Consider the following 12624-nt stretch of genomic DNA (forward strand, 5'->3'; position numbering starts at 1 on the left):
AGGATTGCTCAACGTTGTTGAGCCGTCTTCTCCAGTTCTTCCCCGGACTTCCTGTTCTGGCGTAACCAGTGCAGGGTTTTCTTGCCGGCATTGATGCCGGGCTTCTCGATGTACTGGTAAGTCAGGCTGCTGATGATGATCAGCAGGCAACTGCACGCTGCCAGCAACGGCAGGAAGACCCAGGCTTGCCGGGCATCAAGATGCAACAGCGGCGGCAGTCGCTGCACCAGAACCCAGAGCACGAAACCGTGCAGCAAATACGTGCTGTAGCTGATTTCCCCCAGCCAGCGGATGCTGCGTGGTCTCAGGGCGCCGAACAAGGTATTGCCGGACGCCACGATGACAAAGAACAGTGAAAGCAGCAGCAGCGCTCCCAGGTTGAATGCCCGGTTGAACGCCGTAAAGGCGATCGCCAATGCGAGCAGGGCGATGATGCCCGCCAGCGGAGACAGGCTCCAGGCGACCCATTGTGGACGGCGAATCCAGTACGCCGCAGCGATGCCGCCGAGGAAGCTGGCCAGGAAGTGCTTCTTCAGCGAGTGTTCCCAGCCGACCACCTGGTACAGGACGTAGATGCCGATCAGGCACAGCACCGTCTGCATCCAGCCGCCGCGATAAATGAACACCATGGCGGCCAGTGGCAGGGCCAGGTAGAAAAACACCTCATACCCCAGCGTCCAGGTGACGTTGGAGATCAGCATGCCGGTCTGGTGGTACTGGTTGACGTCTGGCCGGTCGAAGGCCAGCCAGGCCAGGGTCTGGCCGATGAGCTGGGTACCGGAGTCCTTGAGTTCCCAGTCCTGTAGATAGAACACGCAGATAAACACGGTCAACATCAGCGGCAGGTAGAGCGGGTAGAGGCGAAACAGCCGCGATACCGCAAATGCCAGCCAGTCGTGTTGCCGCCCGTGGGTGAGCAAACGGTCCCAGAACAGAAAGCCGGTGATCATGAAAAAGAGGGCGACGCTGCCCTGGCCGAGTTGCGAGTAGAAGCTACTCGGCGGAAAATCGATCACACCGGTTTGCAGAAAGATCCAGGTAATGATCGAGTGGTGCACGAACACGCCGAAGGCCAGATACCCGCGCAAGCCGTCGATGCCGGCAAAGCGGCTTTCGCCGCAATGCTCCAGCTGTCGGGTGAAACTCGGCACGCTGCGCAACAGTAGTGCAGCGGTCGCGATGGCGAGCAGGTAGGCCGTCATCGCGATAAGCGGGTTGGTTTCTATCATCAGTGAGCCTGGGCTGGAGGACTCCCGGCCAGCACGTGCCTGTGCAAATTATCCACGTCGGCTTTCGAAGCCGCCGCGGCGTATCCCTGCAGCAGCGCTTCGAAGTGATCCTCGAACAGCCAATGCCGATCTGATGCGTAGCGCTGCATGTGGCGCAGATTACGCCGGCGCAGGGAAGGGCTCAATGCCGAGGGGTATATTCGCAGGTCGGCCAGGTCGATCAGGCCGAACTCGCCGTCCTCCAGCACCAGCACATTGCCCAGGTGCAGGGAGCGGAAGTAGACCCCTTGCTGGTGCAGTTGAGCCATGAATTTGCCGAAACGCTCCACCAGTGCCTGGCGCACCGCCGGGGCGGTGATGCCTTGCAGGATCTGGCGCAGCGTGTTGCCCGGCAACGGGGAGTAATGCACGGCGGTGCTGCCGTCTTCGAACCGGTAAAGGTCGAGGATGTGCGGTGTCGCAATGCCCATGCTGCGCAATTGCAGGCTGTTGATGGCGAAACGATTGGAATAGGGCGTGAAACTGCCCGAGGTGTACCAGCGACGGCGGCGGAACAGCTTGAGAAAACTGCCGTCGGTCAGGCGCAGGACCTTGGGGCCCAAACCATCCTCTTCGATAATCCGGGCATCGGCAGTCAGCTGTTGCAGGGCGCCTGGCGTCGTGGTCTTGATCGGCATGTCCAGCAGGCGCCGGGCCCGTTGATTGATGCTCAATGCGGCAATCAGTGCCAAGGGGATCCACAGCAGGAACCAGTGCTCCTTGGGGCGAGAGATAATTCCGCCACCTTCGGTCAGGCCCGCGCCGATACCGAAGGCCAGCCAGGCTGAGGCAATGATAAACAGCGGTTGCACGCGATGGCGCCGGCTGCTGATGAAGCTCCATGTGAGAAAGAACAGCCATGGCAGCAGGCCGATAATGCCGACGTAGTAGAGCACGCCCAAGGAAAAGCTATGGGGTTCCTGAAGGCTGTAGCCGACGCCGGGGTCCAGGGTCAGTTTGGCGTTGTAGCCGTGCCCGATCCATGGGTGCTCAGCGATCCTGCCCAAGGTCAATTGCCAGAGCTCGAGGCGGAAGGAACTGCCTCTTTCGAAGATCTTGTCCGCAAACAACGCGAAAGTCGCCGTACCGGCGAAGAATATGGCACCAAGCATGAAGACCGAGCGTCGATTCCAGCAGATGAAACACAGCCACAGCGCAGCCAGCGTCAGTGCAACCAGTGGGGTCCTGGAACCGGTGGCCAGCACTGTGGCGAACATGATCGCCATCGCTGGTACGCTCAGCCAAAGTATCTGACGTCGCTTGCAGGTCATGCTCAGGCTTAGCCAGTAGGTACAAAAAAAGCCGAAAACGTGGGAGCTGAGCAGTGGATTGTCGAAAGCGCCCAGGCCGATCAGACGCATTTCCGGTTGATAGATCTGGTCGAACCAGTACAGGTTGTAGACAGAGATGACCAGCGCCACCGTCGCGGCGCAGAACAGCAGGGGCTGAATGATTTCGCTGCGATAGCGCACCAGCAGGTAGCAGCCAACGAACAGCATCAGGGTATGCAATGACGGTTTGACCTGACCAAAGTCGATTTCGCCGCCCGGCCCCCAGCTCAGGCTAAGCAGTGCCCACGCCACAAACAGCAGGGCTGCAATGACGATCGGTTCGTGCAGCAACTCTTTGCCGATCCGTGGACGCAGGCACAGTGCAATCAGTGCGGGAATGCTGAACAGGCCGTAGTAAAGCTTGTGATGCACACTGCGCCCCGGCAGGAAAAACAGCGCACAAAGCAGCAATAAATAACCGAGCGGAAGGATCCACAAACAAATGAAATCGAAGATTCTGTTGGACGTGCTGTTCAAAGCGTTTAATTGCATACGGGGTAACTTATTCCTGAATTGAGCGACCATACCAAGGCAGGGACATCTGGTGGCTATTTGACGCGCCACAATACACAGACTGTATGCGATTGCCAGAACCCTGGGGAAGCTGTGGTAAAGTCAGCGTCCTTTTCATCGACTTTCGCGTGATATGACCGACTCCAGTCTCTCCGCAAGCCCATCGAGCTTGAAAATCTACTTCCGCCTGCTCGGCTATGTCCGGCCGTATATCAGCCTGTTCCTGATCAGCATCGTCGGTTTTCTGATTTTCGCTTCGACGCAGCCAATGCTGGGCTACATCCTCAAGTACTTCGTCGACGGTCTGTCCAACCCTGAAGCGGTGCTGTTTCCGAGTGTGCCTTACCTGCGGGATCTGCAACTGCTGCAGGCGGTGCCGTTGTTGATCATCCTGATCGCCGCGTGGCAAGGGTTGGGGTCGTATCTGGGCAACTACTTCCTGGCCAAGGTTTCCCTGGGCCTGGTCCATGACTTGCGGGTCCAGTTGTTCAACAACCTGCTGGTGTTGCCAAACCGGTATTTCGACAAGCATAACTCGGGGCACCTGATTTCACGTATCACCTTCAACGTGACCATGGTCACGGGGGCGGCAACAGATGCGATCAAGGTCGTAATCCGTGAAGGCATGACGGTGATCTTCCTGTTTGCCTCGCTGTTGTACATGAACTGGCGCCTGACGCTGGTCATGGTCGCCATCCTGCCGCTGATCGCCCTCATGGTGCGCACGGCCAGCAAGAAATTCCGCAAGCAGAGCAAGAAAATCCAGCTGGCCATGGGGGACGTGACGCACGTTGCCTCCGAGACCATCCAGGGTTATCGCGTGGTGCGCAGCTTCGGCGGTGAAAAGTACGAAGAGAAACGCTTCTTCGACGCCAGCCAGGGCAACACCGACAAGCAATTGCGCATGACCCGCACCGGCGCCATCTACACGCCGCTGCTGCAGTTGGTGATCTACACCGCCATGGCCGTACTGATGTTCCTGGTGTTGTTCCTGCGTGGCGATGCGTCCGCCGGCGACATGGTGGCCTACATCACCCTGGCCGGCTTGCTGCCCAAGCCGATTCGCCAGCTGTCCGAAGTCAGCTCGACCATCCAGAAGGGTGTGGCCGGTGCCGAAAGTATCTTCGAGCAACTGGATGTCCAGCCTGAAGTCGATACCGGCACCGTCGAGCGCGATGTCGTCAGCGGTCGCCTGGACGTGCGCAACCTCAGCTTTACCTACCCTGACACCGAGCGTCAGGTGCTCAATGACATCAGTTTCTCGGTCGAGCCCGGGCAAATGGTCGCGCTGGTGGGACGTTCGGGCAGCGGCAAGTCGACCCTGGCCAACCTGATTCCGCGTTTCTATCACCACGACAAGGGCGAAATCCTCATCGATGGCGTCGAAGTGGAACAGTACAAGCTGTTGAACCTGCGTCGGCATATCGCCCAGGTGACTCAGCACGTAACTCTGTTCAGCGATACCGTGGCCAACAACATTGCCTATGGCGACCTGGCTGGTGCACCCCGTGAAGACATTGAAAAGGCGGCCAAGGATGCCTACGCGATGGACTTCATTGCTCAATTGCCTGAAGGCCTGGACACCCAGGTCGGGGAAAACGGCGTGCTGCTGTCTGGTGGCCAGCGCCAGCGCCTGGCGATTGCCCGGGCACTGTTGAAGAATGCTCCGCTGCTGATTCTCGATGAGGCGACTTCGGCACTCGATACCGAGTCCGAGCGGCATATTCAGGCAGCCCTGGATCAGGTCATGAAAGGTCGCACCACGCTGGTAATTGCTCACCGCTTGTCGACCATCGAGAAGGCCGACCTGATCCTGGTCATGGATCAGGGGAAAATCGTCGAGCGCGGCACCCATGAACAACTGCTGGCGCAAAACGGCTACTACTCGCGCCTCAACGCGATGGGCCTCGACGCCCCGGCCGAAGATATCGCCTGACCCCGAAAGGGCGAGCCTGGCTCGCCCTTTCGCATCGATATGCAAGCGATGGAAATGAGCGATGCGTGTCGTCGTCTGGCGAATCTGCTGCTCAAAAAATGAGCAATAAAACCCGGCGAATCATCCGGTTGCAGCCACCGCACTAGCCGACACCAACCCTGTGTTAATATCGCGCCCCTGTTCATTCTGTATGTGGGTTGCACCATGAAGTTGTCCATGCCGCGATTCGATCAAGCCCCTGTCTTGGTAGTCGGCGATGTCATGCTCGACCGTTACTGGCATGGTGGTACCTCACGGATTTCTCCTGAGGCACCGGTGCCGGTGGTCAAGGTCGATCACATCGAAGACCGCCCGGGCGGTGCTGCCAACGTTGCCTTGAACATCGCCGCCCTGGGGGCTCCGGCCTCGCTGGTCGGTGTCACCGGCGACGATGAAGCCGCCAACAGCCTGGTCAACAGCCTCAAGGGCGCTGGCGTGCGGGCCATCTTCCAGCGCATTGCGCACCAGCCGACCATCGTCAAGCTGCGGGTCATGAGCCGTCACCAGCAATTGCTGCGCATCGACTTCGAAGAACCCTTCGCCACCGACGCGCTGGCGCTGGCCACGCAGGTCGACGAGTTGCTCGAAGGCATCAAGGTGCTGGTGCTGTCCGACTACGGTAAAGGCGCGCTGAAAAACCATCAGGCGCTGATCCAGGCCGCCCGTGCCCGTGGCATTCCGGTGCTGGCCGATCCCAAGGGCAAGGATTTTTCGATCTACCGTGGTGCGAGCCTGATCACGCCAAACCTCAACGAATTCGAAACCATCGTCGGTGGTTGCGCCGACGAGCACGAATTGGTGAGCAAGGGCGCGCAGTTGATGCATGACCTGGACCTCGGTGCCTTGCTGGTGACCCGTGGCGAGCACGGCATGACCTTGCTGCGTCCGGATCACCCGGCGCTGCACTTGCCGGCTCGCGCCCGTGAAGTGTTCGACGTGACCGGTGCCGGCGACACAGTAATTTCCACCCTGGCGGCCGCTATTGCCGCGGGCGAAGAACTGCCCCACGCGGTGGCCCTGGCCAACCTGGCGGCGGGTATCGTGGTCGGCAAGCTCGGTACGGCGGCCATCAGTGCGCCGGAACTGCGTCGTGCGATCCAGCGCGAGGAGGGTTCCGAGCGCGGTGTGCTGGGTCTTGAGCAGCTGTTGCTGGCGGTCGATGACGCCCGCGCGCACAACGAGCGGATCGTGTTCACCAACGGTTGCTTCGACATCCTGCACGCCGGTCACGTGACCTATCTGGAACAGGCGCGGGCCCAGGGCGATCGCCTGATCGTTGCGATCAACGACGATGCATCGGTCAGCCGCCTGAAAGGGCCGGGTCGTCCGATCAACAGTGTCGACCGGCGCATGGCGGTACTGGCCGGCCTGGGTGCGGTGGACTGGGTGATCAGCTTCTCGGAAGGCACTCCGGAAAACCTGCTGAGCGCGGTCAAGCCGGACGTGCTGGTCAAGGGCGGCGACTACGGGATCGACCAGGTGGTCGGCGCGGACATCGTGACGGCCTACGGCGGTACCGTGAAAGTGCTGGGGCTGGTGGAAAACAGCTCGACCACGGCGATTGTCGAGAAGATCCGCAAGTCCGAATAACGCAGCTTTTGTAGGAGCGAGCTTGCTCGCGATGGAGTCAGGGCGCACGCGTTGAATCAGTAGATACGCGTCATCGTTAACGACCATCGCTGGCAAGCCAGCTCCTACAGGGTTATGTGCACACCTTCAGGAACTGACTTTTTTACGCGGCACGATTTTCTTCAGCAGCAATTTGGCCTTGCCGCGCAACCGCGCCAGGCCCGAATCCTTTCCCGGCGGCGTCAAACCCTGCTGGCGAACCCAGTCCTTCCAGCGAATCCGCTCATCGCGAACCAGCCAGCCTTCCTGTTGGGCGAAACTCTCGGCCAGGTACAGTCCGCGGGTGCTGGCCGGGTACAGCTGATCCTTTTTCAAGGTGTACAGCTCAGCCATCGGGTGGCCGTCCTGCAAGGGCATCAAGTACAGATCGGGGCGCTTGCGGTCGAGGCGGGCGACGAGTTGATCGCCTTCCAGTCGTTCATCGACATGGAACAGGCTCAGGGATTTGGCTTCCTTGGGAACGTCCAGGCGCAAGTCGTAGATCAGTTGCAGTGAGGCCGTTGGCAAATGCACGTAAGCCCGTGGACGCTCTATCAGCATCAGGTTGGCGCAACGTACCGGCCGCGCCGAGCCGGACAGTGGCGACAAGCGAAACGGCAGGGCTTCACGGTAATGCAGCGCGGCCGAGTAGGGCGCCGGCAGCCAGGTGTCATTGAACCGCCCGCCGAGCCAGCCTTCCGGGGTTTCCAGCAGGCATTCTTCGGCAATCTCCTGGATCGCCGTGTGCAAGGGCAGGTTCAGTTCATGGGCCGGCACGTAACCGGAAATCAGCTTGAGCACCACATCGCCACGGTCCTGCCGGCGTTGGCGCACCAGCACCCAATAATCGCGATTCTGCCAATGCAGGGTCAGGCGTACCGAAACTCCGAGATTGGCCAGCTCCAGGGCAAACCGCTCGCTGTCGCCGACCGTCACCGGGCGACGACGTTGCAGGGTCTGGGAGAAATTCAGCGGCCTGCCGACGCTCTGATAAGCCAGGCCTTCGGGGGTCGCTTCGACGAATAACGGCAGGGTCTTGAAGTTGCTCGGGTTCTTTCTGATGAGCGTACGCGACATGTCGGCTCCTGCTTAAGGCCGCGTGGGCGGCGTCAGTGGCTACGTAGGACCTGGGCAACGGTCGCGACATTGTGGGCGAGGTGCAGCGGATTGATGGTCCCGACAATAGCACTGGCAACACCCGGATGTTCAAACAACAACTGGAAACTGGCGCGCACCGGATCCACGCCCGGACTCAGGCAGACATGACCACTGGCGAGGGCTTTCTTGACCAGAATGGCTTTGCCGTGTGCAGCAGCATAGTCAATGACGGCCTTCTCGTTTTGTTCGTTGAGATTGTAGGTGACCATCGCGCAGTCGCCTTGCTCCAGTGCCTTGAGGCCACCGTCGACGGTTTTTCCGGAAAAGCCGAAACCGCGAATCTTGCCTTCGTCCTTGAGCGCGGCGAGAGTCTCATAGGCTTCGCAGTCATTGAGGATCGCCAGGTCGTTACCATCGGAGTGCACCAGCACCAGGTCGATGAAGTCCGTTTCCAGGCGTTGCAGGCTGCGCTCCACCGACATGCGTGTGTGCGCAGCGCTGAAATCGTGACGGGACTGGCCGTCGGCAAACTCTTCACCGACCTTGCTGACAATCACCCAGTCCTGACGCTGGCCGCGCAGCAACGGGCCGAGGCGTTCTTCGCTGCGACCATAGGCCGGGGCGGTGTCGATCAGGTTGATGCCCAGGTCGCGGGCGAGTTTGAGCAGCATGCGTGCTTCATCGTCATCGGGAATCCGGAAGCCATTGGGGTACTTCACCCCTTGGTCGCGGCCCAGTTTCACCGTGCCCAGGCCCAGGGGTGAAACCAGCAGGCCAGTGCTGCCCAGCGGGCGATGCAAGTCATGCAGGGTCGGTTGGCTCATGGCAGCAGTTGCTCCCAGGCAGGTACGCCCATCGGCGGTTTCGGCAGTTCAGGCAGTGCTGCCGGGTGGCTTGGCTGGATACCGTCACGGGTCAGGCTGGCGATCACGCGGTCGGCGAAGTCCGGTGCCAGGGCGAGTTTGGTCGGCCAGCCCACCAGCAGTCGCCCCTCCTCGGCCACAAAGGCGTTGTCGGGTCGGGTCAGGCCTGATTGCAGCGGTTCGGCGCGATCCACGCGCAAGGTCGCCCATTGCACCGTGCTCAGGTCGATCCAAGGCAGCAATAGGCCGAGTTCTTTCTGTGCGGTGGCGATCTGCTCGGCGGGCTCGCGGGTCACGCCTTCGGATTCGGCGATATCGCCGCCCAGGTACCAGACCCATTGGCCATCTGCCGCCGGGTGTGTGGTCACGGTGATACGCGGTTTGGTGCCACCACCCAGGCAGTGGGCGTACAGCGGTTTGAGGCTTGGCCCCTTGGCGATGATCATGTGCAACGGGCGGCGCTGCATGGCAGGCTGGCTCAGACCCAGCGTTTCAAGCAATGCCGCGGTGCCGGCGCCGGCGCTCAGGACGATGCGCTGGGCACGGATCTCGCGCTCGTCCACCTTCAGGCCGACCAGTACGCCGCCTTCGAGCAGCGGCTCGATCTTTTGCCCGGCGAGCAAGCCATCTCCGGCCAGATCGGCCAGGCGCTGGATCAGGCTCGGCACATCGACCACCAGTTCCGCCAGGCGATAGACCTTGCCCTTGAAGCGCTTGTCTTGCAGGGCTGGCGGCAATTGCTCGCCCTTGACCTGATCGACGCGACCGCGCACGGCTTTGCTGGCAAAGAAACTGGTGAGGTTACCGGCGAGGGTGCCGGGGGACCAGAGGTAATGGGCTTCGGACAGCAGGCGTACGCCGGACAGGTCCAGCTCGCCGTCACCGGCCAGGGCTTCACGCCAGCGGCGCGGCATGTCGGCAATGGCTTCCGAGGCACCGGTCAGGGCGCCATGCAGCGCGTATTTGGCGCCGCCGTGGATGATGCCCTGGGACTTCACACTCTGCCCGCCGCCGAGGCTGGCGCTTTCCACCAGCACGGTCGAAAAACCCTGGCGACGCAGGCGCGCATTCAGCCAGAGGCCGGCGACACCAGCGCCGACAATCAGCACGTCGGTGGAAATAACGGATGGCATTCGGCGACCTCTGTGTTCAAGACGAGGGCGCAGTATACAGACTCGAAGTGGAGGGGATTTACTGGATCAAGAGGTGAACACAAAACCTGTGGGAGCGGGCATGCTCGCGATGAGGGCGTGTCAGTCGATATCAATGTCGACTGACACACCGCTTTCGCGAGCAGGCTCGCTCCTACAATGAATCATGCTTCGGACTTAATGCCCGGCCGTCTTGGAGAAGAGCTGGATGACCACAACGCCCAGCACAATCAGCGCCATCCCCAGCATCGCCGGCACGTCCAGCTTCTGCCCATAGACAAACAGTGCCGCAACGCTGACCATCACGATCCCCATGCCGGCCCACACGGCGTATGCCACACCCACCGGAACGCTGCGCACCACCAGGGTCAGCATCCAGAAGGCAATGCCGTAACCGACGATGACCAGCACCAGTGGCAGCGGGGTGCTGAAGCCTTTGACCGCTTTCATCGAAACAGTGGCAATCACTTCGGCGCAGATGGCAATGGCCAGGTAGTAGTAGGCGGTCATGGTTCAATCCTCGTGTGAAGTGTTGCTCTCTGAGGTCGGCATTCTAGAGATTCGCCAGATGCGGTAAAGTCATTACCTATCTGTTTTGAAGATGGGTTAAGCCATGAGCATGCAATGGAATCTGGAGCAGTTGCGGTTGTTTGTCAGCGTAGCGGAGCAGCGTTCGTTTTCTGCCGTGGCGCGGGATCAGCGCAAGGCGCAGTCGGCGGTCAGCAGTTCGATAGCGTTGCTGGAAGAAGACCTGGGCGTCAGCCTGTTCGACCGCAGCAGCGGCCGTCAGCCGAAACTCACTGAAGCCGGTACGGCTTTGCTGGACGAAGCGCGGGAGGTGTTGCGCCAGTGCGAACGGCTCAATGGCCGGGCGCTGGCGATGATGCGCGGGCAGGAGGCGCGACTGCGCGTGGCGCAGGATGAGGCGATGCCTTATCAGCCGATCATCGAAAGCTTCGAGGCCCTGGCGGAAAAATTCCCCAGCCTTGAAGTGCAACTGACCAGCGCCGCCCAAGGCGATGTCGCGCGCAAGCTGGTGGAGCGGCGCGCCGATCTGGGGCTGCTGTTCTTTCACGATCAGATTCCCGAGGCGCTTGAGCGGCGGGTGCTGGGCAGCGTGGAAATGGTCACGGTGTGCGGCAAGGATCATCCGTTGGCGCGCAAAGGCGCAGTGGACGGCCAGCAACTGGCGCAACATCGGCAGTTGCTGATGTCCACGGAGTCGAGCATTTATCCCGGCAGTGATCCGGCCAGCCCGCAGGTCTGGCGCGCCGACAGCTTCTATGTGATGGCCGAATGGCTGGTGCGTGGCCTCGGCTGGGCCTGGTTGCCGCGCCACGTGGTGCAGTACCCGACCTATCAGAACCAGATGGTCGAACTGGTCAGCGAATGGACCCCGCCGGCCCTAGTGGTGGAACTGGTATGGCGCCGGGATGAACCGCTCGGCCCGGCCGCGCGCTGGCTCGCCGAACGTTTTGCCGTGCACTTGCAGACGATAGGCGAAAAAAGCCGATAAACTCCGCCGCCATGAATAGAACTCTCTACACCGCGCTGTTTTATCTGGGGCTGCCATTGGTAGCGATTCGGCTTTGGCTGCGCGCGCGCAAGGCGCCAGCGTATGCCAGGCGCATCGGCGAGCGCTTTTCCTGCGGGATGCCGGCGATGAAACCGGGCGGCATCTGGGTGCACGCCGTATCGGTGGGCGAAAGCATTGCGGCCGCACCGATGATCCGCGCCTTGCTGGCGCGTTATCCGGATCTGCCGATCACCGTGACCTGCATGACGCCGACCGGTTCGGAACGCATCCATGCACTGTTCGCCAATGAGCCGCGCATCCAGCACTGTTATCTGCCTTATGACTTGCCATGCGCTGCCCGGCGTTTCCTCGATCGGGTCCAGCCGAAACTGGCGGTGATCATGGAAACCGAACTGTGGCCCAACCATATCCATCAGTGTGCCAAACGCGGGATTCCCGTGGCGTTGGCCAATGCGCGGCTGTCCGAGCGTTCGGCCAGGGGATATGGCCGGTTCCCCAAGCTGACCCAGCCAATGCTGGCGGAGATGAGTCTGTTCGCAGTGCAGACCGAAACCGAAGCCCAGCGCTTACGCGACCTGGGCGCGCGAGCGGAAACCGTCGATGTGACCGGTTCGATCAAGTTTGACCTGACCATCGACCCGCAACTGCTTGAGCGCGCCAGCCAATTGCGCGGGCAATGGCTGGCGCTGGAACGACCAGTGTGGATCGCCGCCAGTACCCATGTCGGCGAAGACGAGGTGGTGCTGGCGGCCCATCGTCAGTTGCTCGCCAGTCATCCCGATGCCTTGCTGATTCTGGTACCGCGTCATCCTGAGCGATTCAATTCGGTGTACGGGTTGTGCCAGCAACAAGGGTTTGCCACGGTCCGGCGTTCCAGCGGCGATGCGGTCAGCGCGAATACTTCAGTGCTGCTGGGCGACACCATGGGCGAGTTGCTGTTTCTCTACGCCCTGGCAGACAGCGCATTCGTCGGTGGCAGCCTGGTGCCGAATGGCGGGCATAACCTGCTGGAGCCGGCGGCCCTGGCTAAACCGGTGTTGAGCGGGCCGCATCTTTTCAACTTCCTCGAAATCGCCGCACAGTTGCGCAGCGCCGGGGCGTTGCAGGAAGTGGAGGATGCAGAAGGGTTGGCGTTGGCGGTGCAGCGGCTGTTCGAACTGCCGCGAGATGCGCAGCGCATGGCAGAGGCCGGGTTGAAAGTGATGCGTACCAATCAGGGGGCGTTGCAGCGGTTGCTGGATGGGTTGGGGCGGTTGATCGAGCGTTAGACCGAGCTGTAT

10 protein-coding genes are annotated in these 12624 nt (G+C 61.0%); 4 read left to right on the forward strand and 6 right to left on the reverse strand.

The window, feature by feature from the left end; translation table 11 throughout:
* Positions 1–8: 8 nt before the first annotated feature.
* Positions 9–1229: an acyltransferase family protein gene (locus tag AC3IX1_RS02490; RefSeq protein ID WP_489387001.1), complete on the reverse strand. Its 1221-nt coding sequence runs from the start codon at positions 1227–1229 to the stop codon at positions 9–11.
* Entirely contained in the window at positions 1229–3091 is a 1863-nt protein-coding gene (locus tag AC3IX1_RS02495) for an O-antigen ligase family protein (protein WP_489387002.1), read from the reverse strand. Before AC3IX1_RS02495 ends, AC3IX1_RS02490 begins: the two co-directional genes overlap by 1 nt.
* A 154-nt stretch (positions 3092–3245) precedes the next feature.
* On the opposite strand from AC3IX1_RS02495, the gene msbA reads away from it, so the two are divergent.
* Both msbA and hldE read left to right on the forward strand, forming a co-directional pair.
* Positions 3246–5048 carry a lipid A export permease/ATP-binding protein MsbA gene (msbA, locus tag AC3IX1_RS02500; RefSeq protein ID WP_489387003.1) on the forward strand — a complete coding sequence of 601 codons (1803 nt, stop codon included), beginning with the start codon at positions 3246–3248 and terminating at the stop codon, positions 5046–5048.
* A gap of 204 nt (positions 5049–5252) precedes the next feature.
* On the forward strand, positions 5253–6677 hold the full coding sequence (hldE, locus tag AC3IX1_RS02505; protein ID WP_489387004.1) for a bifunctional D-glycero-beta-D-manno-heptose-7-phosphate kinase/D-glycero-beta-D-manno-heptose 1-phosphate adenylyltransferase HldE: 1425 nt from the start codon (positions 5253–5255) through the stop codon (positions 6675–6677).
* A 126-nt stretch (positions 6678–6803) separates the two neighbouring features.
* Here the strand turns inward: hldE and AC3IX1_RS02510 are convergent, their stop codons facing one another.
* From AC3IX1_RS02510 to AC3IX1_RS02525, 4 genes are all read right to left on the reverse strand, one after another.
* Entirely contained in the window at positions 6804–7772 is a 969-nt protein-coding gene (locus tag AC3IX1_RS02510) for a metal ABC transporter ATPase (RefSeq protein WP_489387005.1), read from the reverse strand.
* Between the two features lie 32 nt (positions 7773–7804).
* Positions 7805–8617, reverse strand: a complete 813-nt coding sequence (locus tag AC3IX1_RS02515; RefSeq protein ID WP_489387006.1) for an aldo/keto reductase — start codon at positions 8615–8617, stop codon at positions 7805–7807.
* On the reverse strand, positions 8614–9789 hold the full coding sequence (locus tag AC3IX1_RS02520; protein WP_489387007.1) for an NAD(P)/FAD-dependent oxidoreductase: 1176 nt from the start codon (positions 9787–9789) through the stop codon (positions 8614–8616). Before AC3IX1_RS02520 ends, AC3IX1_RS02515 begins: the two co-directional genes overlap by 4 nt.
* A 195-nt stretch (positions 9790–9984) precedes the next feature.
* Positions 9985–10317 carry a DMT family transporter gene (locus AC3IX1_RS02525; RefSeq protein ID WP_489387008.1) on the reverse strand — a complete coding sequence of 111 codons (333 nt, stop codon included), beginning with the start codon at positions 10315–10317 and terminating at the stop codon, positions 9985–9987.
* 103 nt (positions 10318–10420) lie between these two features.
* Here AC3IX1_RS02525 and AC3IX1_RS02530 point away from each other — a divergent pair, with 103 nt between their 5' ends.
* Together AC3IX1_RS02530 and waaA are read left to right on the forward strand one after the other, a co-directional pair.
* Positions 10421–11323 (forward strand): LysR family transcriptional regulator, encoded by a 903-nt coding sequence (locus AC3IX1_RS02530; protein WP_191622243.1) that lies wholly within the window; start codon positions 10421–10423, stop codon positions 11321–11323.
* Between the two features lie 11 nt (positions 11324–11334).
* The gene (gene waaA / locus AC3IX1_RS02535; RefSeq protein WP_489387009.1) at positions 11335–12612 is read left to right on the forward strand and encodes a lipid IV(A) 3-deoxy-D-manno-octulosonic acid transferase; all 1278 of its coding nucleotides are present in this window, start codon (positions 11335–11337) and stop codon (positions 12610–12612) included.
* Positions 12613–12624: the final 12 nt, after the last annotated feature.

The organism is Pseudomonas sp. KH_046_2 (assembly GCF_057838985.1).

What these genes read in the sequence shown, in the direction of transcription:
- AC3IX1_RS02510 (WP_489387005.1), bottom strand. Translation starts at nt 7,772, where the DNA reads ATGTCGCGTACGCTCATCAGAAAGAACCCGAGCAACTTCAAGACCCTG.
- hldE (WP_489387004.1), top strand. Translation starts at nt 5,253, where the DNA reads ATGAAGTTGTCCATGCCGCGATTCGATCAAGCCCCTGTCTTGGTAGTC.
- AC3IX1_RS02520 (WP_489387007.1), bottom strand. Translation starts at nt 9,789, where the DNA reads ATGCCATCCGTTATTTCCACCGACGTGCTGATTGTCGGCGCTGGTGTC.
- msbA (WP_489387003.1), top strand. Translation starts at nt 3,246, where the DNA reads ATGACCGACTCCAGTCTCTCCGCAAGCCCATCGAGCTTGAAAATCTAC.
- waaA (WP_489387009.1), top strand. Translation starts at nt 11,335, where the DNA reads ATGAATAGAACTCTCTACACCGCGCTGTTTTATCTGGGGCTGCCATTG.
- AC3IX1_RS02515 (WP_489387006.1), bottom strand. Translation starts at nt 8,617, where the DNA reads ATGAGCCAACCGACCCTGCATGACTTGCATCGCCCGCTGGGCAGCACT.
- AC3IX1_RS02525 (WP_489387008.1), bottom strand. Translation starts at nt 10,317, where the DNA reads ATGACCGCCTACTACTACCTGGCCATTGCCATCTGCGCCGAAGTGATT.
- AC3IX1_RS02490 (WP_489387001.1), bottom strand. Translation starts at nt 1,229, where the DNA reads ATGATAGAAACCAACCCGCTTATCGCGATGACGGCCTACCTGCTCGCC.
- AC3IX1_RS02495 (WP_489387002.1), bottom strand. Translation starts at nt 3,091, where the DNA reads ATGCAATTAAACGCTTTGAACAGCACGTCCAACAGAATCTTCGATTTC.
- AC3IX1_RS02530 (WP_191622243.1), top strand. Translation starts at nt 10,421, where the DNA reads ATGAGCATGCAATGGAATCTGGAGCAGTTGCGGTTGTTTGTCAGCGTA.